Annotated in this window: 21 protein-coding genes; 9 read left to right on the forward strand and 12 right to left on the reverse strand. The window is 53.9% G+C overall.

All coding sequences use genetic code 11. From position 1 onward, the window contains the following. Positions 1 to 108 precede the first annotated feature (108 nt). From ACZ52Z_RS16190 to ACZ52Z_RS16205, 4 genes are all read left to right on the forward strand, one after another. A complete protein-coding gene (locus tag ACZ52Z_RS16190; protein ID WP_464267809.1) occupies positions 109 to 1,011 on the forward strand; it encodes a TIGR02285 family protein in 903 nt (300 codons plus the stop codon). After that, positions 1,012 to 2,385, forward strand: a complete 1,374-nt coding sequence (gene radA, locus ACZ52Z_RS16195) for a DNA repair protein RadA (RefSeq protein ID WP_464267810.1) — start codon at positions 1,012 to 1,014, stop codon at positions 2,383 to 2,385. A gap of 59 nt (positions 2,386 to 2,444) precedes the next feature. Next, complete coding sequence (locus ACZ52Z_RS16200; protein ID WP_464267811.1) at positions 2,445 to 3,041, forward strand: hypothetical protein; 597 nt, start codon at positions 2,445 to 2,447, stop codon at positions 3,039 to 3,041. Between the two features lie 266 nt (positions 3,042 to 3,307). After that, entirely contained in the window at positions 3,308 to 3,469 is a 162-nt protein-coding gene (locus ACZ52Z_RS16205) for a LiaI-LiaF-like domain-containing protein (protein ID WP_464267812.1), read from the forward strand. Positions 3,470 to 3,585: 116 nt separating this feature from the next. Here the strand turns inward: ACZ52Z_RS16205 and ACZ52Z_RS16210 are convergent, their stop codons facing one another. Then, positions 3,586 to 3,747 (reverse strand): hypothetical protein, encoded by a 162-nt coding sequence (locus tag ACZ52Z_RS16210; RefSeq protein WP_464267813.1) that lies wholly within the window; start codon positions 3,745 to 3,747, stop codon positions 3,586 to 3,588. A gap of 183 nt (positions 3,748 to 3,930) precedes the next feature. Between ACZ52Z_RS16210 and ACZ52Z_RS16215 the strand changes: the two genes are divergently transcribed. Next, on the forward strand, positions 3,931 to 5,550 hold the full coding sequence (locus ACZ52Z_RS16215; RefSeq protein WP_464267814.1) for a TPM domain-containing protein: 1,620 nt from the start codon (positions 3,931 to 3,933) through the stop codon (positions 5,548 to 5,550). A gap of 14 nt (positions 5,551 to 5,564) precedes the next feature. Here ACZ52Z_RS16215 and ACZ52Z_RS16220 read toward each other — a convergent pair whose 3' ends face one another. The 9 genes from ACZ52Z_RS16220 to wtpA all read right to left on the reverse strand — a co-directional run bounded on the left by ACZ52Z_RS16220 (position 5,565) and on the right by wtpA (position 13,102). After that, positions 5,565 to 7,760, reverse strand: coding sequence for a SulP family inorganic anion transporter (locus ACZ52Z_RS16220; RefSeq protein WP_464267815.1), 2,196 nt, complete (start codon positions 7,758 to 7,760; stop codon positions 5,565 to 5,567). Positions 7,761 to 7,836: 76 nt separating this feature from the next. Then, the gene (locus tag ACZ52Z_RS16225) at positions 7,837 to 8,160 is read right to left on the reverse strand and encodes an AraC family ligand binding domain-containing protein (protein ID WP_464267816.1); all 324 of its coding nucleotides are present in this window, start codon (positions 8,158 to 8,160) and stop codon (positions 7,837 to 7,839) included. Between the two features lie 78 nt (positions 8,161 to 8,238). Beyond that, positions 8,239 to 8,577, reverse strand: a complete 339-nt coding sequence (locus ACZ52Z_RS16230; RefSeq protein ID WP_464267817.1) for a carboxymuconolactone decarboxylase family protein — start codon at positions 8,575 to 8,577, stop codon at positions 8,239 to 8,241. 27 nt (positions 8,578 to 8,604) lie between these two features. Next, positions 8,605 to 9,138: a nitroreductase family protein gene (locus ACZ52Z_RS16235; protein WP_464267818.1), complete on the reverse strand. Its 534-nt coding sequence runs from the start codon at positions 9,136 to 9,138 to the stop codon at positions 8,605 to 8,607. Between the two features lie 257 nt (positions 9,139 to 9,395). Further along, entirely contained in the window at positions 9,396 to 9,602 is a 207-nt protein-coding gene (locus ACZ52Z_RS16240; RefSeq protein WP_464267819.1) for a hypothetical protein, read from the reverse strand. A gap of 61 nt (positions 9,603 to 9,663) precedes the next feature. Further along, entirely contained in the window at positions 9,664 to 9,870 is a 207-nt protein-coding gene (locus ACZ52Z_RS16245) for a hypothetical protein (RefSeq protein ID WP_464267820.1), read from the reverse strand. 320 nt (positions 9,871 to 10,190) lie between these two features. Next, a complete protein-coding gene (locus tag ACZ52Z_RS16250) occupies positions 10,191 to 11,243 on the reverse strand; it encodes an ABC transporter ATP-binding protein (RefSeq protein ID WP_464267821.1) in 1,053 nt (350 codons plus the stop codon). Further along, positions 11,240 to 11,977, reverse strand: coding sequence for an ABC transporter permease (locus tag ACZ52Z_RS16255; protein WP_464270811.1), 738 nt, complete (start codon positions 11,975 to 11,977; stop codon positions 11,240 to 11,242). Before ACZ52Z_RS16255 ends, ACZ52Z_RS16250 begins: the two co-directional genes overlap by 4 nt. Positions 11,978 to 12,121: 144 nt before the next feature. Then, positions 12,122 to 13,102, reverse strand: coding sequence for a tungstate ABC transporter substrate-binding protein WtpA (gene wtpA / locus ACZ52Z_RS16260; protein WP_464267822.1), 981 nt, complete (start codon positions 13,100 to 13,102; stop codon positions 12,122 to 12,124). Positions 13,103 to 13,395: 293 nt separating this feature from the next. On the opposite strand from wtpA, the gene ACZ52Z_RS16265 reads away from it, so the two are divergent. The 4 genes from ACZ52Z_RS16265 to ACZ52Z_RS16280 are packed head-to-tail and all read left to right on the forward strand — an operon-like array spanning position 13,396 to position 18,812. Continuing rightward, positions 13,396 to 13,839 carry a FecR family protein gene (locus ACZ52Z_RS16265; protein ID WP_464267823.1) on the forward strand — a complete coding sequence of 148 codons (444 nt, stop codon included), beginning with the start codon at positions 13,396 to 13,398 and terminating at the stop codon, positions 13,837 to 13,839. A gap of 19 nt (positions 13,840 to 13,858) precedes the next feature. Then, complete coding sequence (locus tag ACZ52Z_RS16270) at positions 13,859 to 14,473, forward strand: OmpA family protein (RefSeq protein ID WP_464267824.1); 615 nt, start codon at positions 13,859 to 13,861, stop codon at positions 14,471 to 14,473. 21 nt (positions 14,474 to 14,494) lie between these two features. Continuing rightward, positions 14,495 to 17,470 carry a CHASE2 domain-containing protein gene (locus ACZ52Z_RS16275; RefSeq protein WP_464267825.1) on the forward strand — a complete coding sequence of 992 codons (2,976 nt, stop codon included), beginning with the start codon at positions 14,495 to 14,497 and terminating at the stop codon, positions 17,468 to 17,470. Then, entirely contained in the window at positions 17,454 to 18,812 is a 1,359-nt protein-coding gene (locus ACZ52Z_RS16280; protein WP_464267826.1) for a deoxyribodipyrimidine photo-lyase, read from the forward strand. Before ACZ52Z_RS16275 ends, ACZ52Z_RS16280 begins: the two co-directional genes overlap by 17 nt. A 41-nt stretch (positions 18,813 to 18,853) precedes the next feature. On the opposite strand, the gene ACZ52Z_RS16285 is transcribed toward ACZ52Z_RS16280, so the two are convergent. Together ACZ52Z_RS16285 and ACZ52Z_RS16290 are read right to left on the reverse strand one after the other, a co-directional pair. After that, a complete protein-coding gene (locus tag ACZ52Z_RS16285) occupies positions 18,854 to 19,042 on the reverse strand; it encodes a ferredoxin (protein ID WP_464267827.1) in 189 nt (62 codons plus the stop codon). A gap of 139 nt (positions 19,043 to 19,181) precedes the next feature. Next, positions 19,182 to 22,376, reverse strand: coding sequence for an efflux RND transporter permease subunit (locus ACZ52Z_RS16290; protein WP_464267828.1), 3,195 nt, complete (start codon positions 22,374 to 22,376; stop codon positions 19,182 to 19,184). Positions 22,377 to 22,416: the final 40 nt, after the last annotated feature.

A 22,416-nucleotide genomic window follows, 5' to 3' on the forward strand; every position in this document is an offset into this window, starting at 1 on the left:
AACGCAAAAAATGGTATAAACCAGAATCAGTGAGCGTTCAAAGACGGTGCAGGTCCACGGCGACAACGTTACTGATGCTGGATCAAGGCAAGGAGAGGCAGGGGAAATATGAATCGTGGAATGCAGTGGTTATTGGTGGTGGTAGGCAGCATCCTGTTGCAGGTGCCGGAGATTTCCATGGCAAAGGAGAAGCTCTATTGGATGGAGGCGGATGCTCCGCCGTTTTTTATCCATGACGGACCGCTCAAAGGGCAGGGGTATGAGGATCTTATTACCGATATCCTCAAGGAAAATCTGCCGCAGTATGAGCATGTAAGTATGCCGGCCACTATTTCCAGGCATTATCACCAGTGGCGACAGGGTGAACCTGCCTGCAGCCTGGCCATGTATAAAACACCTGAGCGCCTGGAATTCACCTATTTTTCCATTCCCAGCGTTTTTACCCTTCCTCCGGTGTTGATCATAAAAAAAGAGCGGTTCAGTGCTTTTGGCGGCCAGAAGGTTGTTCGACTGCAGGATGTGCTTGCTGACAATACATTCATTATCGGCCGGTCGAAGAAACGATCTTACGGGGTTGTGTTTGATGCAATTCTTGACAGATACGGCACAGAGGAGAATATTTTTTCCTATGAGGGGGCGGAGTTATCACTGAACCTGTTTAAGATGCTGCTCGCCGGGCGTATAGATGCCTTGCCCGGATTACCGGAGGAGGCGATGTATCTTGCAGAAACCTTCGGGATCCGTGACCAGATTATGACCCTCACTGTCGAAGAAAACCTGCAGGATCACGAAGCCATGCTGACCTATGTGGCCTGCTCTAAAACCGAATGGGGCAAACGGACAATTCAGGCCATTAATGAGGTGCTTGTGCGTCAGCGGCCAACAGCCCGTTACAGGAGCGCCTACGAGCGGTGGCTGGACGAGAGCAGCATTGGCAAATACCGTAAGCTCTACGATGAAATTTTTCTCACCACACCCACGACGCGGGATGCTGAAGCCGCGACAGAGTGAATGAAGGCAAAGAAAAAACAACAGACACTCTTTCGTTGCTCCCAGTGCGGCTATTCGAGCAGAAAATGGCTCGGGCAGTGCCCCGAATGTTCGGCCTGGGACACGATGAATGAACAGCAGGCACCTATTGGCTCGTTTGCCAAGCCGGCGCCAATGCCGGAATCGCTGCACGGGATCGAGGAAAAAGATGAATCGCGTCTGATCACCTCCATACGGGAGATGGATCGGGTCCTCGGCGGGGGCATTGTTCCGGGATCGTTGATTTTACTGGGCGGTGATCCGGGGATTGGAAAATCCACCCTTATCCTTCAGGTTTTAGCTGCGCTCAGTGGTAGAGACCGCAAGGTACTTTATGTAACCGGTGAGGAGTCAGCTCAGCAGATACGGATGCGGGCACGGCGGCTACAGCTTAATGCCCCTGATATCTTTCTCAGCACCGAGAGTTGCGTTGAATCCATTATTGGGATGGCCGGGGAGATGCAGCCGGTGCTGCTGGCGGTCGATTCCATCCAGACCATGTACACTGAGGAGGTCGGCTCCGCACCTGGTTCTGTTACCCAGGTGCGGGAATCAACAGCTCGTCTTCTCGCTCTGGCCAAAGGACAGAACCTGCCGATTCTCCTTGTTGGCCATGTGACCAAGGATGGAGCGATTGCTGGCCCGAGGGTGCTGGAACACATGGTGGACACGGTGTTATATTTTGAGGGTGACCGTGGACAGGTCTTTCGTATTGTACGCACGGTCAAGAACAGGTTCGGCTCGACCAATGAAATAGGCGTGTTTGAGATGAAGGAGGATGGGCTGGCCGAAGTGGCCAACCCGTCAGCTTTGCTGCTTGCTGAGCGTCCTGTCAACGTTCCCGGATCGGTAGTTATGCCCAGCATCGAGGGCACGCGCCCAATCTTGGTCGAAGTGCAGGCGCTGGTGACCCGATCGAGCCCCGGCAATGCTCGCCGAACCGCCATTGGCGCAGATCCCCAGCGTCTGGCGCTGTTGACGGCTGTGCTGGAAAAAAAATTAGGGGTAACCCTTTTCGATCACGATATTTTTCTCAATGTCGCCGGTGGAATCCGGATTGATGAACCTGCCCTGGATCTTGGGATGGTGGTGGCGCTGCTGTCCAGTCTTTTTGAGAGGAACGTGGACCCGGGAACCGTAGTATGCGGAGAGGTGGGGCTTGCTGGCGAAATTCGGGCAGTGGGACAGATGGAAATGCGTTTGCGCGAGGCCGAACGGCTTGGGTTTACCACCTTCATTTTGCCAGAGTCGAGCCTTCGTCAGGCTGAGGGGTGGGAAAAGACTGAAATACGTTGTGTACCGGTAGGTACTGTTCAGGGGCTTGCCCAGCACCTGTTTAGCGGCGACGGTGTGTAGGTTCGTTCCGGCAGACAGGTTGATTGGTTCCCTCTTGACACGGAAATAAAGGAGAAACGATGGATTTTCAACTACATTTTGAGCGTTCCTGGAAGACCTTTACTGCATTTCTGCCAGGAATGTTGATCTCTACTATTGTGTTGCTTGGAGGGTGCATCCTGAGCTTCGGAGTGCTTGCACCGGTTTTGACTGCCGGGTATATGCAGTCTCTTCTGCTGGCAATGAGAGAGGGAAGGAAGCCGCAGGTAAAAGACCTTTTTGGTCAACTCCACCTGTTTCTTCCGTTGCTGGGATTTACTCTGCTGATCGGGATCGCTGTCTTTTTTGGCTTAGCCATGCTGGTGCTTCCCGGCCTGGCAATTATTGTTGCTCTCGCTTTTTTTTGCATGTATCTGTTACCCCTGATGACTGATCAGAAACTCGGTCTTGTTGCTGCCCTCCAGGAAAGTTACCGGATGGCGATTCAGCAGCCGGTGAGTGAGCATGTGGCTGTGGTCGCGGTCTATCTGGTCCTGACCTCGCTGGGCAGTTCCACTGGGCTGGGATCGTTGATTACCACACCGTTTGCCTCGCTTTTCGTTGTCTCCGTATACGAGGTGAAGCGGGTCCGCCTGCTGCCGGGGAGTTCCAGTTTCAGTTCCGACGACAATCGATAATGTCGATTCGCAGCAGACGTCTTTTCCGTGAAGATCGCCGGTTTATTCCATTGCCAATCATTGGGCAGCGGAGTCGGTGTATAGTGACCCCTCTGGATGCGTTTATTTCGCGTAATCGATACACTGCCACCACAGCAGATTTTCAGGAGGGTGGCTGTGCGCTTCTGGGTGGTGCCAACGCGTGCAGGTGTACCCTTTTAAGAATAAAACAACATATGAAAAGCTCAGTCAGTGCCTGGTCACCGATTGAAGGGTAAGGAGAAACTATGGGATCACAAATTATTCCAATCCTGCTTATCGTCATTGGGACCTTTTTTCTCCTCTCCAATCTTGATTTTTTGCCCATGGGACAGGTCAAGGCCATTCTCCGAGAGTGGTGGCCGTTGATTCTGATTATCGTCGGACTGTTGCAGCTCCGGAAAAAATAGGTGACGAACTGTGGGTAGTTTTTTTGCGTTCCTTTCACAGTCACCATTTTTTTCTTTATGGCGCATTTGTCGGCGTCCTCTTGACGGTGGTTAGACTTTTTTCTTCAAGCGGCGCCTTACCGGAGCAGCGCCATCAGCAAAGGAAGATCATGCACCGCCTCCAAGCCGAGTACGGCAATGGTCAGATAAAGAACATTGGCCACGGCAATACCCACACAAACGGCATAAGCGAAGCGGCATGGGGCGGGATGTCTGCATGATGAGAAAATTCGCGTCATGGCTCAGCAGGGCGAAAAAATGAACTGCAGCAATCAAAAAAAATCCATGGCAGCCTCCTATTTTTTGCCATGATAGCCAGAGCAACCAGGGGCGTCTTGGATACAATTGACACACCGGGGGAAAACGGTCTTATTAGGCAAAAGCGAGGCCATCGGGCGATTGGCCGTCGTATATGGAGAGTAATGGCACCCCTCCTCCTCCTGGTGGCGGTCTGGGGGTGCTCGCCTGGGCAGGAAGATGACCTTGAGGCAATGCTCGCTCATCGGCCGGATACCCAGCGCCTGGTATTCGACCAGGCAGGGCTATTGACTGATCTGGAGGAATCCTTTACCCGTTCTTTGCGCGATTTCCGCGGTCGGCACCATATAGAGATGCTGGTGGTTGTGCTTCCCTCTCTCCAGGGGCGATACACGGTCAACGAAGCAGCGGCAACGTTGTTCAGTCAATGGGGTATTGGCAGAGACACTGCCGGTGGTGGCGTGTTGCTGCTGTTGGTGGATGATGCAAAGGAGGTCAAGCTGGAAGTCAGCTTTGAGCTGGAGGGCATCTATACCGATCAGTTTACAGGGAGCGTGGAGCGAAGGCAGTTGCGGAGCAGGTTTGTTGCAGAAGAACTGGAGATCGGCCTGATCGCGGTGATGGAGGAACTTGAAGCGAGGGCTCAGCTGCTCCAGGCGGAAATCGATATCGATGATGCCATTGGTAAACGGGATGCCCGCTATCTTTCCCAAGGCGCCGGTGCGCGAGTCGCTCTGATGGAATCAACGGAGAAGCCTTCTCTGCCTGCAGAGGAGGTTAATCCGCGCTATCCAGCCGGCGCAACCGTCGAAGAGGCATGGCAGAGCCTCCTTCGGCGCTGGAAAGAGAAGGAGCGAGATCCTTCTCTACAGGTGTTTTTGCCGACAGGACGTCTGGCCTATCGAGATTTTTCGACCATGCCCGTCGAACGCTTGGCTCAACAGTACCGTACCTATCATAAGCGACCATATCAGGTCCTGAAGCAGGGTGACTATGGGGTGATTTATTTCGGTAAAAAAGAGGGGTGGGATAATGCACCGTTTCTTTTTTGCCGGACCGAAACCGGGTGGCAGTTTGACCTGGTGCGGCAAAAACGGTTTATCCGTATGGGACCGTCGCCAACCTGGGGTGTGGAATTCAGTGATCACCCCTATATGCTGCTGCTGTGGGATGCATACCGTTTTTATGGACAGGATATCCCGCTCGCCGCAGAGGAGCGGTACAACCATGCGGATGATTCCGTGATCGCCGCTTCTGTCCTTGCCTTGGAAGCCAAGGCTGCGACCGACGTCAGTGAGTATGCCACCCTGCTTGAGCTTGGCCGGCTCTATGCCTTGACCTCTATGAGCCGAAAGGCGATCAAGTACCTTAATCAAGCGCAACAGCTGCGGCCGGAGGCTCCTGAGCCCTACCGCTACCTGGCCATTGCCCATGTGAACGGTTTTTATCAGTATGACAGCGCCCTGACCGCACTGCGCGCTGCACGGGCAAAAGGAGGGGACGACCCATTCCTGGCGAATTTCACCGGCTATCTTTTCTATCTGCAAAAGCGCTATGCCGAAGCTGCTGTTGCCTTTGAACAGGCGCTTGCACTGGATGCGGCCAACGCCTATAGCCATTTTTATCTTGCCTTTACCTATGCCTGGCTTGTCCAGCAGAGTGAAAATCCCAGTCAAAAGCAACGCTACGAAGGGCTGTATTATCGCCACCTGGACTGGTTGCGGTCGTCGAAAACCGTTCCTCCTGCCCGTCTGCGGCGCCTGAATGAATGGCTTGAACGATAACGGATGGCGTCGACCTACTTGACCCCGCCGAATTTCCAAATCGCGGCAATATCGTAGCTACCGGAACTCTTGTCGCCCGACTGTTCCGGTGCGGAATAGATGACTCGTTTAAGAGGACAGTCGAATACCGCATCATCATGGTCTTTATGGGCATCAGCGTAGACCGCGTTGAGGGCTTTTTCCATGGTGGGGTAAAAGTGCTGTATGCCGATTTTTTTGATCATCCCGGTACGGATCAGCACGTCGATCATTGAACGATGGACCCCGCTGAACGAGATGGCGATTCCCGCCCGGCGCACCCGGTCAACAATCAATTCCAATGCCTCGACCCCCGAAGCGTCGATGAGGCTGATGCCAGAGGATTCGATAATGATGTGGTTAAGTCCCGGTTTGCTTTCCATGTTATCGAGCACCTTATCTTCCAGGTAGCCGGCGCTGGCAAAAAACAGGGGGCCCTCGAACCGGATGACATCAATATATTTGCACTCCTGCAGTCCGTGAGCAAGAGCACCGTGCAGATACTGGTCCTCTCCTCGGGAAAGCGAGGCAACCTGAGGGCGCATGCTCCGATATAAAAAAATAAGAATGGACAGGCTTGCCCCGATGAGAATGCCCTTGTCCAGATGAGGGGCAAAAAAAAGGGTGGCCGCAAAGGTGATGAGGACTATAGCCCCGTCATACCATTGCGCCCGCCAGCAGTGGATGATCCCTCGGAGGTTGATCAGCTTAAGGACCGCCAGCATGATGATCGCTGCGAGCACGCATTGGGGAAGATGATAGAGCAGTGGGGTGAAAAAAAACAGGACCAGCACGACGGTGAGTCCGGTGAGCACCGACGAGAGACCGCTGACAGCACCGGCCTGCAGATTGACAGCCGACCGGGAAAAAGAACCCGAGGTTGGGTAGCTCTGCCCCAGGGAGCCGATAATGTTTCCCAGGCCCTGACCGATCAGCTCCCTGTTCGGATTGAGACGGTCGCCTGTCTTCGCAGCCATGGCTTTAGCGATGGATATGGCTTCCATAAAGCCGATCACGGCAATGATGACCGCATAGGACATTAACTGCTTGATGGTCTGCAGTTCAAGAACCGGGAAATGGAAAGCTGGGAGCCCTTGGGGAATGGTACCGATAACGCTGCCGCCGCCGATCATCACCACATGCTCGGTATCCTTGGGTTGGGATGGCAGCTGGAGACGCCAGGTGCGGCCATCGGTCAACAGCCCTGAAGCCAGGGTGTCGCGCAGGTAAAAACCGGCAGCGTCCCCAGCCGGGACCCGCCAAAAAAGCAGCTCCCGTGCCATGTTGCGGTGGCTGTCCGCATGCTTGGCAGCCACCCGGATGTTATGGGAGAGGGTATCGATCCGCTGAAGGAGGGTGATCCATTCCTTGGTCCCTTGGTCAACGTTGGCCACGCGTTGCCCCAGCTCTGATCGTTGTTCGATTAATTTCGCATGGAGCCTCGACTGAATCGTATAGCTCCAGAGGAGGTCCTTGGCCTGCCGGGAGCGGATTGCCTCAATTGGTATCGGTTGGTTTTGCTCAAATCCGATAAGTGCGGAGAAAAGAGTAGAGGCGGCCACGACCAGCAGCACTGTGGGGAGCCGTGGAGAAAATTTTTGCAACAGGAACATCCCAAGAAAGGCCGCTAGTCCGATTCCCAAGGTCGGCAGGTGCGTGTAGTGCATGGCTGCAGTCACTACACGCAGTAGGGTTTCATAATGGTGGGGGGCCGAGTCCACCGTTACTCCGAAAAATTTTGAGAGTTGCGACGAGGCGATGATCAGGGCTGCTGCGTTGGTAAAGCCGATGATGACAGGGTGGGAAAGAAAGTTGATCACCAGGCCCAGGCGCAGCATTCCCAGCAGGAGTTGGAAGAGACCAATCATCAATGACAGGAGGACGGCATAGGCTACATAACTCTCACTTCCTGCAGTTGCAAGCGGTTCAAGGGACGCCGCGGTCATAAGCGAGACCACGGCGACGGGACCGGTGGCCAGTTGTCGGCTGGAACCAAATAACGCCGCTACAATCGGCGGCAGAAACGAGGCATAGAGTCCATAATAGACGGGGAGACCGGCGAGCTGGGCGTAGGCCATGCTTTGCGGAATGAGGACCAGAGCAACAGTGAGGCCGGCTGTGGCGTCCGCTTTCAGATTTTGGGTAGTGTAGCCGCGGAACCAATCAAGGAAGGGAAAGAGAGCGGTCAGCATGGTTTACCTGCAGTGCAGATGGGAAGAGTGGGGCGAGGGAGTAAATTTTGCAGATACACACTGGGAGTGACCGTTGTCATAGCCTTGAAAGGTCGGTGGAAGTGACTTTGGTCATAAGATGCCGCAGGCATACGCAGTTCCGGCGATATCCACTCGCTGCTGCACCAGTTTGCGGCTGAGGATTAGCGCTGCGCAGGGTCTCGGGATTGATCAGGGCAAGGGATGCGGTCTGCAGGGGGACATTTCGGTCGTCGATGTTGAACACGAGCCTTCCTGAGCTGGCGGCAACAATGGAAAAATGCCGATGCATAGGTGGTTTGAAGAGTCGATTACTGGCTTGGCTGAGGCGTCCCTCGGTGAGGGAAAGCCGGGAGTTTCTCAAAAAACGTTTTGTGCTCACCTGCTCCGGCCGCTGGTGTGAGGCAAAGGTCGACAGACACTGAGGGCTGCCCGGTATTGCCGGAGCAAGCGGGGCGATTCACTGCTCCAGTTCATCGAGCAGCTGTATCACTTTCAGTCCTTCTCCAATACCGGTGGTGCCGCTCATGGCCATGTTGACGCTGATGGTCTCCATGATTTCTTCCGTCGTCGCCCCGGCGTCAAGGGCGTGCAAGGTTTGGGCGATAATACAGTTTTCACAGCCTGCACGCAGGCCAATGGCCAGGGCCATCAGCCGCTTGGTCTTGGTGCTCAGGGCACCGTTTTGGTAAATGGATTCCCACTTGGCCGACTCGTGCTCCATGGCCTGGGGAAGCGCTTCTCGCAGCTTAGCCACCATGGCTAGACGATGAGTGTTTTTTTCGATCAGTGATTCCATCTCTAATAGACCTGGGAAGCGGCGGGCCTACGACCGGCGATCAAACTGTTCGTAGCTCACCTGATTGTGAAGAAGGGTTTCCTGAGTATGGCCCGTTTTTTCCTCCATAGGATGACCGATACCGATAATCGCTTCCACCATGATATTTTGCGGTAAGCCAAGCACGTTGCCGAGATATTGCTGGGAGGACTGTTGCGCATTGTGCGCACGAAGCCTGACCTGCACCCAGCACGAACCAAGACCCATATCTGCGGCAGCCAGGTGGAGAATGAGAGCGGCGATGGAGGCATCTTCCACCCATACATCGGATTTTGCGCTGTCAGCACAGACGACGATGGCCAATGGAGCGTTTTTCAGGAAAGACGCCCCATGGGGTTTGGCTGCGGCAAGTTGTTCCAGCCGCTGTTTGTCCTGCACGACAATAAATTCCCATGGACAGATTCCCTTGGAAGATGGGGAACGTAAGGCCGCCTCCAGCAGCAGGTCGACGTCTTCACGGCTGACCGGTTTTTCCTGGAACCGGCGTATACTTCTTCTTTTGCGCAGTAAATCGATAAACATGGTCAACCTCATCGATGATGGATGGGAGAAAAGCCCGGGCTCAAGCAGGGAGAGGAGTAACTTTCTACCCAGAAACACTGGGTATTGTTTACCTGGTTAACAACGTATCGACAAGGCAAAAAATTGTCGGGCGGTCTTGGCTGATGCGGTATGCCCCGCGCGTAAATGGCCTGACATCTCTGCGCGAGCGTAGAGATGTCAGGCCATTACTGGCTGCGGAATATTCGCAGCCTCCTTTGGGGTGCAGATACTTTAGACTACCACCGTTCGGTACCGACAAGCTGACTAACGTCCATGCACTGTGCTTTTTCCTCTTCAGTGAGGTCTTCTTTGGTTTTGATATTCTTGATGTCTTTGAGATAGCAGGCGTATTCCTTGCCGTCCTTGTCTCTGATCCAGACCATGGATTCGTAGCCGCCGCCGCTGGTGCTCATATTCTGGTATTCTTTATTCAGATCGGTCATGTCATTCACCTTCAAAGTGTATTTTTCTTGTTGTGAGTTATCGTGAGGGTGCCAAGGGCTGTTACCACCGTTCGGTACCGACAAGCTGATTGACGTCCATGCACTGTGCTTTTTCCTCTTCAGTGAGGTCTTCTTTGGTTTTGATATTCTTGATGTCTTTGAGATAACAGGCGTATTCCTTGCCGTCCTTATCTCTGATCCAAACCATGGATTCGTAGCCGCCGCCGTTGGTGCTCATATTCTGATATTCTTTATTCAGATCGCTCATTTCGTCCTCCGTATGTCAAAAGTAGATGCGGTTTTTTCTCTTTCGTTGCTGTAAAAGTTAATCAGGAAAAGCCATGCAGCAATGGGAGTATAAAAACTGTTTATTGATAGCTGTAACTATCAAAGCGAAAGGAAGGGGCATACGCTTTTATAGGTGCGGGTGAAAAAAACAGAGGACAAAGGGAGAGCAATCAATGGAGAAGGACGGGATGAGCGCTTGCGCTGCGTGCGGCATAGCCATTGACCCGGCAACAGAACAGGTGATGGTGCAGGGGAACCTGGTTTTTTGTGCGTGGTGTTGGAGTAATGACTGTTGCCGGGTCAGTCGGGATGCGGCTGAGCAGGAAAAAAATGAACCGATTCCCGAGCAAATCCCAGGTAAACCTGCGCGCCAGTAACCAGTCCCTGCTGACGGAGGAGGCCTTTGTGGCCGTGGGCAATAAAGGTCAGGCCATTTCGGCAAATGGTCATTTCACATCCAACACCTTGGAGGTGGATGTTGGCCAGCGTGCCCCTGCACACCAAGAAACCGGCAGGAAAACTGGGAGTTGTGTCCACAAGAATATCTTCCGGACGGAGGCCGATGGATCCTCCATTGCACGGTGGCTCGGGGTGGAAGGTGATCCCTGCAAACGAACACGATGATCCGTTCCAGGTAGGAGTAAAGAGATTTTTCATCCCTACAAATTCCGCCACGGCATGGGTGCGTGGATGATGGAAGACCTCCTCTACCGTGCCGCTCTGTTCCAGGATCCCCTGATGAAGGATGCCTACGGTGTCGGCCAGAAAGACAGCTTCATGAAAATCATGGGTGACCATGAGAAAGGTGGTGGCAACGGTTTGGTGCAACTGCTTAAGGAGTTGTTGTATCTCGCTGCGAAAACAAGGGTCTATTGCTGATAAAGGTTCATCGAGCAGTAACAGCTGAGGCTGGATGGCAAGTGCCCGCGCCAAAGCGACCCGTTGTTTTTCTCCGCCTGACAGGGTGCTGGGTCGTTTTTCCAGGTGAGTCTCCAACTCCAGGGTTTCGATTACGTTTTCCAGCAGGGTACGCTGATTACCAATGCCACCCTGGTGATAGCGAAGGCCAAAGGTGATGTTCTCTCGGACATTCAGGTGGGGGAAAAGGGCTTGGTCCTGGTAGACAATACCCACATGCCTTTTTTCCGGGGGGACTTTGGTGACCTCCCTCCCAGAGAGGTAAATGGAACCGGTGTGCGGATGTTGCAGACCGGCAATGGACTCAAGAATGATGGTTTTTCCAGACCCTGTCGGACCGAGCAGGGTATAAAATTCCCTTGGTTTGATGTGGAGGGTAATCGGTCCCAGGGCAAAGTGCCGAAAGCGGTAACTGAGTTGATCCAGTCGAATCACCTTTTCTCCCCGATTGGTGCAGAGACGATCCTGAGCATGAGAAAGAGTACCAGGCAGATGAGGATCAGCCAGACTGCCACTGGTTGTGAATATTTCAACCCATACGCGGTGAACCGCTCATACATCAGTACCGGAGCAATCATAGGGTGGTAGGCCACGATGACGACCGCCCCGAACTCACTGATCGCCCGGGCCATACTCATGATAAAACCGGTGATCATGTGGCGCCAGGTAAGGGGAAAAGTGATGCGGAAAAAAGTTGCCCGTTGCCCGGCTCCCAGGCTTCTGGCCACCTGTTCCAGGCGACGGGGAACCGCCTGGAACCCTGATTTGGCAGTATTGATGTAAAAAGGCAGGGCAACAAAGGTGAGAACAGTGATGATACCGGTAGTGGTTCCCAGGAGCCGGATGCCCATATCCTGCATCATCGCCCCCAGCCAATGGTTTCTTCCGGCAAGGCTGAGGAGGGCGATGCCGATAACCGGATGTGGAATCATGATCGGCAGGTCGATGATGGATTCAACCAGCCTTTTTCCCCGGAAACTGTTACGGGCAAGCAGATACGCCAGGGGCGTACCTAGGAAAAAAGAGATGGCAGCTGCTGCAGAGGAACAACTAAGCGAAAGGAGGATCGAAGAGCGTACCTCGCTGTCGGTAATCGCCTCGCCAAGGTCGCTGATCGTCGGTTGGGAAACCATTTGCCCCAGGGGCAGGAGAATAAAACCAAGCACCATGATACCTGCCGCCAGGCAGAGACAGGTGAAGAGGTTGGGAGGATAGATGTTTTTCACAGTCAGGTATACCCCTGCCGGACGAGTGGGCCGTCCGGCAGGGGTGAGGCTGGTGAGGGGCAAGAATGGGTGTTGAGGGGAGCCGAGTTATTGTTTCACTTCTACCAGTGCCTGCAGTGAAGAGGGCAAGTGCTCCTTCATTTCCGAGGAGGTGACGCGGGCGGGTACGAATGGAGGCTGGCCCATGGATTCCAGAATCTTGAGGCCGCCATTGGGGTCGAGGAGGTAGCTGAGGAACAGTTCAGCAGCTTTCGGATTTTGGGCATCCTTCAACAGGGTTATGCCGTAGGTTATGGATTTTCCTTTACGCTCGATGGTTGTTCCGGGCTTTTTCCCGCTGACTTCGACCGTAGCTTGTGTGTAGAAATCGTTGTGGCTGTAATCGCTGAGGTTGATCTCATCGTCAAGAGTTACGTACTGAAGTCCGTGCTGGACAGCCACAGAGAGGTATTCCCAGGCATAATCCATATTGCCGGACTGGAGCAGGGAGATGAGTTCCACCGATTTCGGTCGGACCCACTCTTTTTTTCTCTGGTCGAGGAGGGTTTGATAGAGACCAGGCTGTTGATACTTTTTTTCTGCCAGTTGGAGCACCATCAGGCTTCGATAGCCGCATGGATCAAGATTGGGATCAGAATGCCCCCAGACGACGTCTTTTCTTTTGAGGATCTCATACCAGTTGGAGCTGTTGATTTCTTCAGCATACTTGCTCTGCGGGGTATAGCAAAGGACCATCTGGTTGGTGGCAAAGCGGATGTTGACCTCGGCAAAGCGAGGGATTAAATTTTTGTCAATAACCACATAATCTGCCGATGCCATAATATCGGCTGGCTTGCCCAACTCGGAAATCATGCGAGCCATTTTTGTGCTGCCGCCGAATTCGCGGAGCACATCAATATTCGGATGCTGTGCTTCAAACTGCTGTTCAATTTGTTGAAACGGCACGGTCAGGCTGCCGGCATGAAAAATAATGAGTTTCTCCTTATCAGCCGCCAGAGCAGCAGAAGAAAGCAGCATCACCGCTGACAGGACAAGAAGAGAGGTAAAGAAACGATTACACCTATACATGTGGTCTCCTAGGTAAAAGATAAGAAGTTACCGTAAACACGATGAGCCAACCTATAGTTTTGCGTGGCTTTCGGGTCAAGGAAAAAGAACATATGCACAGTTAAAAGGAAAAAGAATGACAGACAGTTACCACGCCTTACAGCACCCTCGCCCCATTATGAGGTCATCCGTGTTTGACGGAGGACAGGCTGTCGCAGGTGGGGACAGGCCGATCGGGGCATCTTTGTTTGCTCTTTCTTGTAAGACTATGATAAGGTGTGACTATTACATGTAATTTTTTTTGGAGGCGGAATATGCGGTATTTTTTTGTGTTACTGCTCATATGGACTACCGGCGCATCCAGCAGCCATGCCGGGGAGGGCCTTGCCGGTCTGGTGAAAAATGTTTCTGGAATAGTCACGATAACCAATAGCCTTGAAAAGAAGGAAGTGGCTGCAGTTCCAAATATGCTGTTCTTCCAGGGGGACAGGGTGAAAACCGGGAAGAGCAGCAGTGTTGGGTTGATTTTTGAGGATGATACTGTCCTTTCTCTGGGAGCCAACACGGAGTTGACCATTGAAGAGTTTCAGTTTAACCCGCTTGAGCAGGAACTCTCGTTTATTGCTCGAATGGTGCGTGGAACTTTTTCTCTCATTTCCGGACAGATTGTAAAATTAGCACCGGAAAAGGTCGAATTGCGAACCCCCAATGCCACCTTGGGCGTCCGTGGAACCAAGTTGCTGGTCAAGGTGGATTGAGGACGTACAGGAGGAAGGTATGACTGATGTGATGGGCTGGAGCAAGCGAGGTATGGGAGCAATGCTGCTCTGTCTTGCGATGGTGGCAGGCTGCGCCAAGCAGACAACGGTGGTTCTCCTGCCGGACCCTGATGGCAAGGTGGGCAAGGTTATTGTTGGAACCGAGACCGGCAAAGTGGAAATGACTCGCACTCGTGAAGGAACGAAGGTAAAGGGGGCCAAACATCCCGCAGCGCCAGTTATTGTATCAGAACAGGAAATTGAACGGGATTATGGCACGGTGCTTGATTCGCTTCCAGAACCACCCGAACATTTTATCCTCTATTTTTCCATTGAATCAATCGAGCTGACGTTGCAGTCCAAGAAGGTGGTGCCGGAAATCTTTGCTTCTGTAAAGGCCAAAGAATCGCAATCCATTGCAGTTGTGGGGCATACCGATACCGCCGGTGATGCCACCTATAATCTCAATCTTTCCAATCGCAGGGCAAAAGCGGTTAAGCAACTGTTGCTGAACGGAGGGGTGGCCGCCGATTCTATCACCGTCACTTCCCATGGCGAAAATAATCCACTCGTGCTGACGGCGGATAATGTCCCCGAGCGGAGAAACAGGCGGGTCGAGGTAGTGGTGCGGTAGCCATGGACAGCCGGGGGGATTGTGAGCAGCCATTCGTATAAACTGTACAATCAACACCAAGCGATTGATGGATCCGTTGAATTTTCGCCACCGAAAAGACGAGCATTGCGGCGTTTGCTGTTTATTGCCGCTGGAGCGTTGAGCGCAACCTTTATTCTTCTGTATTTCCTTGCCCCCCCGTTTGTTCATTTTCTCACCCTGAAGTCAACCGATTTAACACAGGACCGCGTTGAGCCCGAAGCAGGAGCGAACACTGTCGTGGCGGTAGAGATCGATGACAGGAGCCTGCAGAAATATGGTCAGTGGCCATGGTCGAGGGCGCTGGTCGGCGACCTGTTGCAGCACCTGAGTGATAGCGGTGCGGCAGTGGTTGGAATAGATATGGTTTTTTCCGAGCCAGAGGAGAAAGGCCATGTTGTTTCGGCAACCCGGAGGAGAGACGACCATTGCAGAGATGGTGACACTTGTCTTGCTTCGGCTCTTGCTGGCGGACCCTTCGTGTTGGGCAATGAATTTACCTTTGCAGAAAATGCACCGAGCGCTGAGCAGTGTACTCTACGGTCTGTTGCCCTGACAATCGACGGCACGGTGTCAGCGCCAGCAGCAACCAAATTTTACCGCGCCCGCGGTATTGTCTGCAATCATCCACCCTTTGCACAGACAGCCTCCTCGTCCGGTTTTCTCAACGGCTCCCCGGACGAAGACGGTATCTTGCGGAGGCTTCCGCTGGTCATATCCTTTGGGGAGGCATTCTACCCCTCGCTGCTGCTTGCCATGCTCCAACAGGTGTGGCAGGTGGAGGAGGTGCAGCTCCACAGTCGTTCTGGAGGTTATTATCAACTGGAAGTGGGAAAAATCAGCGTCCCTGTCGACACGCATGGAAATTATCGCCTTGGCCGCCCATCACGGCAGCAGGGGGCAGTTTATTCCGCAGCAGATATTTTAGAAGGACGCATTGATCCAGGCCAGCTTGCTGGCAAGATCGTGCTTGTCGGGATCTCGGCATCGGGACTGTCCCAGGTTTTCACTACCCCGTTTGCCACCTATTATTCACCATTGTTCATTCAACAGCGTTTTCTGGAATCTCTGCTTGCAAAGCGACACCCTCTTCGAACAGCAGCATTTCCCCTCTATGAGGCAGCAGGAACCTTCCTCTTGAGTATGGCGGCAGTGCTGTCCATGCTCTTTCTGCCGATTCTTGCCGCCGGAATAGTTTGCATAGCCGGCGCCGGCCTATGCTGGTTTGCCGCCGGGTGGGTCTTTCAGGCCAGCGGGCTGCTCTTTTCCCCCTTGCTTCCCTCGTTCACCTTGCTCTGCCTTGCCGGTCTGCTCGCCGTGCTCAGGTATCGCTTTGCCCATGCGCAGGCGCAATCTGAGCGAGAGTATGCCCATCAGGAGCTGATCGAGCGTGAACGGGAATTGCAATCCATCCTCGAGACCGTCCCAGATATTATTTTTCGCCTTGATGCGCAGGGCCGACTTACTTTTCTCAGCCCCTCCATTTCCGCCTATTGCAGTGATCCTCAGTCACTGCTCGGTCGGTCCATTTTCGAGTTGGTCGTTCCCGAAGACATGGAAAAAGCTCAATACAGACTCAATGAGCGGCGAACAGGGGCCCGTGCAACCCTGGATATGGAAGTACGCCTGCTCCTGACCATGCCGGGAGAGGAAGCGCAGTGGCGTTACTTTAGCGTATCGGCTTCGGGTGTTTATCAGGATGAGGCAGGCGGCGACCGTCGTTTTCAGGGCACCCAAGGAATTGTCCGGGACATTACCGAACGAAAACGACTGCAAAAGCAGCTTTTGGAGGCGCAGCGCATGGAGGTTGTCGGCAGTCTTGCTTCCGGTGTGGCTCATGACCTGAACAATATTCTGGGAGGACTAGTCAGTTATCCGGAGCTGTTGCTGCTGGAGATTCCTCAAGACGATCCTTTGCATGAGAAGATTGCCTTGATACAGCGGTCCGGGAAGAAAGCCGCTGCCATTGTTCAAGATTTGCTGACTCTTGCCCGGAGAAATGTACAGGTGAAGGAGGTGGTGCAGGTCAACGATATTATTCATGAGTACCTTGAATCCCCAGAGTGGAGACAACTCCAGGCTGCACATCCTGCGGTTAAGGTGACAACCGATTTGCAGGAAAAGCTGTTGCATGTCTGTGGGGCACCGGTGCACCTGTCCAAGGTAGTGATGAACGTCCTCCATAATGGCCTGGAGGCTATGCCCGATGGCGGCAGTATGCACATATCTACCCGCAACGCCTACCTGGAGTTGCCTTATGAAGGATATGAGAGAATTCCGGAAGGCGAGTATGTCTGCCTGACCTTTGCCGATGCGGGTACCGGTATCCCAACTGAGGATCTGCCGCGAATCTTTGAGCCTTTTTATTCCCGAAAGGTAATGCAGATGAGCGGGACAGGACTGGGAATGACCGTCATCTGGGCAACGATAAAGGATCATAATGGTTACCTTGATATACAGAGCGAGGTAGGGGTGGGAACCACCATTGCTCTCTACCTGCCCTCTACCAGGGAGCTACCTGCCGGTCAACAGCACGCCATTGCCCTGGACCACTACAGAGGGACGGAAACCGTTTTGTTGGTGGATGATGTAGCTCAACAACGAGAGATCGGCCGCGATATGCTGAGTAAACTGGGGTATACGGTATTGACGGCGGCAAGCGGTGAAGAGGCGCTGAAAGTGCTGGACAGGCAATCGGTTGGCCTGCTGATACTGGATATGGTCATGCCCGGTGGGATGGATGGATTGGCTACCTACCAGAGCGTTGCCGCTGCCAATCCGGGACAGCGAGCGATTGTGGTCAGCGGCTACTCAGGTGCTGACCGGCGGGAGAAATTACGTGCTCTCGGAGTGGTCGGCTATGTCAGTAAGCCGTATACCATGGAAAAGCTGGGTGTTGCGGTACGGCGAGAATTGGATCGAAAAGAGGGCGAACTCGGGATGACGGATGAAGAGGTGACCAATGGACAGGAGAAATAAGGATATCGATCGGCGGAGTCGCCTGATAGCTGACGGCGACAACGGAGAGGGACCGGTGGTCTATTGGATGTCCAGGGATCAGCGGAGCGAGGATAACTGGGCTTTGCTCTATGCCCAGCAGGAGGCCATCCTCCATAAAAAGCCCCTGGAGGTTGTTTTTTGTCTTCTTGCCAACTATCCGGGCGCCAACAGGCGGCATTATAGTTTTATGCTCAAACCGATGGCAGCACTGCAACAACGGTTGGCAGGGCTGAATATCGGCTTTACTCTCCTGTGTGGTGACCCGGTGGAGATGCTCCCTCGTCGTTTAAGAGAGATTGATGCCCATACGGTTGTTACCGATTTCGATCCGCTCCGGATCAAGCAGCAATGGAAGAGCAGGCTTGCCGAGCAATTGGCCATGCCCCTGGTGGAAGTGGATGCCCATAATATTGTTCCGGCGTGGACGGTATCGGAAAAAAGAGAGTATGCAGCGTATACCCTGCGCCCGAAAATCAATCGACTGCTTGATGATTACCTGACCGATATCCCTTCGCTCAGGCGTCACCCCGTTGGACCGGATGCCGATAGACCGATGGAAGAATATGATGAGCTTATCCGTTGGGTTACCGATGGCGGGGTGAGCGAGGTTGACTGGATCACCCCGGGCGAGGACGCCGGCGTCATCGCTGCCCAAAGCTTTGTCAGCCAGCGGATCCGGCACTATGCAGAGCAACGCAACGATCCCTGCCAGCAGGCACAGTCAGGGCTGTCGCCCTATTTTCATTTCGGCCACCTCGCTCCCCAGCGGGTGGCGTGGATGGTGCGGGAAGCTTCGGTGGGTGCTGATGATCGGGCAGCCTTTCTTGAAGAACTGGTCGTACGCCGGGAACTGGCTGATAACTTTTGCTATTATCAGCCGAACTATGACCAGTTTGACGGGTTTCCCGAGTGGGCGCAGAAAACGCTCAATGCCCACCGGGCAGATCGGCGTGCATATACCTATTCGCTGGAAGAGCTGGAAAACGGAGCAACCCACGAAGAGTTGTGGAACTGCTGCCAGCAGGATCTGGTGGATAGCGGGAAACTGCATGGATACCTGCGGATGTACTGGGCTAAAAAAATACTTGAGTGGACTCGTGAACCCGAGGAGGCGCTTGCCTTTGCCATCCTGCTCAATGACAGGTATTCACTGGACGGCCGAGATCCCAACGGATATGCCGGCATTGCCTGGTCCATCGGGGGAGTGCATGACCGGGCCTGGCCGGAACGAAAGGTGTTTGGTAAAATTCGCTACATGAATGAAAACGGGTGCCGCCGGAAATTTTCCGTGGCAGAATACATCCGTTCCATCAAAGGGTAGGCGGTCGTCCCGACAGAAGGTCGGGATCGACCAGGAGCTGGCTACTCCTTGGTAATACACTCCACAGGGCACGAGGCAATGGCCTCGTCCACGCATTCTTCATCGGCATTGGCGCCATCTATGACGTATGCCTTGGCCTCATCATCATTGAAGCCGAAAACCGAGGGGCAGGTTTCAACACACGCCTCGCAGCCAATACATTCATCCTGATCCAATTTTACTTCTGCCATGGTGCATTCCTCCGGTGATTGTCCGAACAGCAGTGGGTAATTTGACGGGCCAATGGTCCGTCACCTCTTACACGTCTCCCTCTGTATAGAGCACCTGCGATCTAAATGCTAACGGTTTTTTTCTTGTCCTCGCTCTGCGCTATTTGCGGGGATGGGCTGCCGCTTTTTTTCGCCGCAGGGTGCGGTGGCGAAGATCAGCCAGCAGGTCCCATTGCACTGGGACAAAAACAATGGTCAACAGGGTCGCCGTACAGAGGCCAGTGACAAAGGTCATGGCCATGCTGCCCCACACATTGGAATACTCGGGAATGCCGAGGGCCATGGGCAGCAGGCCGAGGGTCGTGGTCAGCGTGGTGAGCAGAATCGGCCGCAGCCTGGTATTGGTCGCCAGGAGCAATGCCTCTCGTCGGGCAAGTCCATCTCTGGCAGAGGCGTTGAGAAAAGCTACCAGTACCAGGGCGTCATTGACAACTACCCCGGCGACACCGATAACCGCAACAAAACTGTTAATGGTAAACAGGGTTCGGGAGAGAAAGGTGCCGAAAATGACGCCGGTCAGGGCAAAGACCACGGCCGAGATGATGATCAACGGCTGGAGGTAGGATTTGAACTGGGCGGTGAGGATAAGGTACATGAGAAGGGTTGCAAGGACAAAGGCCGAAGAGAGCGAGAGAAAGGATTTTCTCGTGGATTCGTATTCGCCGGCAAAGCTGAGGGTGGCGCCCGGATAGTTCTGGCGCACGCTGTCATGGAACCTGTCCACCGAGTTGACCACCGATGCCGGGGAAACAGGGGCGGCTGGAGTGATATTGGCCGTCAGGGTGATGGAGCGCTGGTTTTGAAAATGGTTGAGAATGCCTGGTTCAAATGCGTATTCAACACTGCAGATATCTCCCAGTTTCACTGTCCCCTGGGGTAACTCGATGATCGGGGTGTTGAGCATATCGGTAAGCCGCATTGTTGCCGGTTGAGCCACCTTGATGATCAGGTCGATCTGTTCGTCCGGCAGTTGCATGGTGCCAATGAATTCTCCGTTGACCACCGAAGCCGCCAGGCGCGCTATCCGGGTGTGATCAAGCCCCAGTTCTGCTGCCCGCTCGGGCAGCACCCGTATGCGGAAAAGGCGGTTGTTGCTGCCCTGGTCATCGCTCAGGTCGGTGAGCCAGGGGGAGATGTCGTCGGTCTCCAGAAGATAACGGTTCACCCGTTCTGCCAGCCGGGCTACGTTTTCGCTGTTAGTCCCAAGGACGCGGATGGTTATATCCTTGCCGACCGGTGGCCCGTCCTTTTCCGGCCGTACCATCATTCTGAAATTGGCCGGAACAAGGGGGTCGAGCATGGTGCGCACCTGTCCCAGGTGGTCTATCACATCATTTTCAGGGTAATCGGCAAAGTGCCGTTTTCCCGTTGGCGGGAGGGTCACCGCGACATGCCCTAAGGTCGCACCATAATGGGGGGTGAAATCTTCATCAATGTAGTAACCCGCAAAACCAAGGGCGGACTCTGCAGTCTGCGCACCACCGCTATGGATCTTGGCGGCAATGGTTTTAACCAGGTCATGGGTCTGGTAGATGGATGTCCCTGGCGGACCGAAAAGCTCGATGTAGTAAAGGGAGTAGTTGTCGGGGAAGAACTGGATGCGAATCAGGTTGGTTCGTCCCTGAAAGGAGAGGATAAAGAGCAGAATTGCTGCCGCAAAACTCATCAGCAGCAACCACTGGGTTGTGAGACGAAAACGGAGAGCGAGCCGAATAAGAGCATTGAGGAAAGAACGGGTGGCCCGCATTATTCTGCCGTCCTCCTCCTGCCAGGGCATCGGATGTGGCCTGTCGGCCGGTCGGTTGCCCGTAGCGGTACGGTGACCGAATTCCAGATAGTGGCAGGGGAGAATGACCAGGCATTCCAGCAGGGAGGCAATCAAGGAAAAGACGATGGTGATAGGGATGATGGAGAAAAAATCGCCGACCATGCCGGTCATCAGGAGCATTGGGAGGAACGCTGCCACTGTTGTCAGTGTAGCGGAGACCACTGGCAGGAAAACTTCGGCTGTTCCGGTGACAATGGCCTCGGTTGGGCCGCGGCCCGCCTGGATGTGACGGTAGATGTTTTCCACCACAACAATAGCGTCATCCACAATGATACCGGAAACCAGCACAAAGGCAAAAAGAGACACTTCGTTTATGGAGTTGCCGGTAACAGCCATGAAGATAAGGGTGACCAGGAAGGCGAAAGGGATGCCAATGGTGGTGAGTGCGGCATTGCGAACCCCCATGAATACCCAGATGATACCGCAGACCAGTACTGTGCCCAACAGCAGGTTGGTCCCAAGCACCCGCATGGAATCTTTGATGCGAATGCTGGAGTCCTGGGTCACTGTCAGGGTGATTCCCTCTGCACCGTACAGCGGCTGCAGTTCTTCGATCTTTTTTCTCACCAGGTCGGCAATGCGCAGGGTGTTGCCCTTTTCCTTTTTCTGCACCTGGAGAGTGACGCAGTCCTCACCGTTGATGGAAGCCATGATCAGCGGTTCACGGTAGGTCAGGAGGGCGTCGCTGGCTATATCCGCCATTCGGATAAAGGACCCGTCGGCATCGGTGCGGATAATGGTTTCCAGCACCTCGCTTCTGGTAGTCAGCTGTTCGTCCACCCGCAGGGTGAATTCTCCCCCGGTGGTCAGGACGTGGCCGGCAGGGACACTGATATTTCGTAGCCGAAGAGCCTCGGCGACCGCCGGAAAAGTCAGACCGTATCGGGCAAGCTTGTTTGGGTCCAGGAGGAGGTGGAACTCCCGGGTATATTCCCCCTGAAGTTTGACCTCACTCACTCCGGGCAGGTTCTCCAAAGGGATTTTTATTTCTTCAGCAACCAGGGCAAGGGTGGCATTGGTGTGGCGGCCCGAGATGTTGACACTGATGGCAGGGAACCAGTCACCCACATCCAGAAAATTGAATTCCGGCGGTTCGGCAAGCGCTGGCAGGTCGTTGATCATGGAGAGGACCCTGATCCGCACATTGTCAAAACGGTTTCTGTAATCACTGTCATCGATAAACTTGATAACGATATGGGATCGTTCACGGTAACTGGCAGAACGAACATAATCAATGCCCTCCAGCCCCTGGAGCGCATCCTCAATTTCCTGGGTGACCAAGGTCTCCACCTCCTCTGGTGACCCGCCGGGAAAATAGGTGTTGATGGTCATTTTGCCGAAATGGATATTCGGGTAACGGTCGACAGGCACCCTGAGCAGGGCAAACGCGCCGATGACGATAAGCAGGACAAAGAGCAGGTTGATGACCACCCGTTGTTTGAGCGTGAAGTGAACGAATCGCTGCATGCTCACCACCCTGAAGGCGCGGTTGTGCTGCCTTGAAGGA

It is taken from the genome of Desulfogranum aggregans, assembly GCF_055398265.1.

Coding starts and splice junctions, on each gene's coding strand:
- ACZ52Z_RS16245 (WP_464267820.1), bottom strand. CDS start 9,870: ATGAGCGATCTGAATAAAGAATATCAGAATATGAGCACCAACGGCGGC.
- ACZ52Z_RS16265 (WP_464267823.1), top strand. CDS start 13,396: ATGCGGTATTTTTTTGTGTTACTGCTCATATGGACTACCGGCGCATCC.
- ACZ52Z_RS16280 (WP_464267826.1), top strand. CDS start 17,454: ATGGACAGGAGAAATAAGGATATCGATCGGCGGAGTCGCCTGATAGCT.
- wtpA (WP_464267822.1), bottom strand. CDS start 13,102: ATGTATAGGTGTAATCGTTTCTTTACCTCTCTTCTTGTCCTGTCAGCG.
- ACZ52Z_RS16220 (WP_464267815.1), bottom strand. CDS start 7,760: ATGCTGACCGCTCTCTTTCCCTTCCTTGATTGGTTCCGCGGCTACACT.
- ACZ52Z_RS16240 (WP_464267819.1), bottom strand. CDS start 9,602: ATGACCGATCTGAATAAAGAATACCAGAATATGAGCACCAGCGGCGGC.
- ACZ52Z_RS16200 (WP_464267811.1), top strand. CDS start 2,445: ATGGATTTTCAACTACATTTTGAGCGTTCCTGGAAGACCTTTACTGCA.
- ACZ52Z_RS16270 (WP_464267824.1), top strand. CDS start 13,859: ATGACTGATGTGATGGGCTGGAGCAAGCGAGGTATGGGAGCAATGCTG.
- ACZ52Z_RS16235 (WP_464267818.1), bottom strand. CDS start 9,138: ATGTTTATCGATTTACTGCGCAAAAGAAGAAGTATACGCCGGTTCCAG.
- ACZ52Z_RS16255 (WP_464270811.1), bottom strand. CDS start 11,977: ATGGTGCTTGGTTTTATTCTCCTGCCCCTGGGGCAAATGGTTTCCCAA.
- ACZ52Z_RS16205 (WP_464267812.1), top strand. CDS start 3,308: ATGGGATCACAAATTATTCCAATCCTGCTTATCGTCATTGGGACCTTT.
- ACZ52Z_RS16230 (WP_464267817.1), bottom strand. CDS start 8,577: ATGGAATCACTGATCGAAAAAAACACTCATCGTCTAGCCATGGTGGCT.
- ACZ52Z_RS16190 (WP_464267809.1), top strand. CDS start 109: ATGAATCGTGGAATGCAGTGGTTATTGGTGGTGGTAGGCAGCATCCTG.
- radA (WP_464267810.1), top strand. CDS start 1,012: ATGAAGGCAAAGAAAAAACAACAGACACTCTTTCGTTGCTCCCAGTGC.
- ACZ52Z_RS16210 (WP_464267813.1), bottom strand. CDS start 3,747: ATGACGCGAATTTTCTCATCATGCAGACATCCCGCCCCATGCCGCTTC.
- ACZ52Z_RS16285 (WP_464267827.1), bottom strand. CDS start 19,042: ATGGCAGAAGTAAAATTGGATCAGGATGAATGTATTGGCTGCGAGGCG.
- ACZ52Z_RS16290 (WP_464267828.1), bottom strand. CDS start 22,376: ATGCAGCGATTCGTTCACTTCACGCTCAAACAACGGGTGGTCATCAAC.
- ACZ52Z_RS16215 (WP_464267814.1), top strand. CDS start 3,931: ATGGCACCCCTCCTCCTCCTGGTGGCGGTCTGGGGGTGCTCGCCTGGG.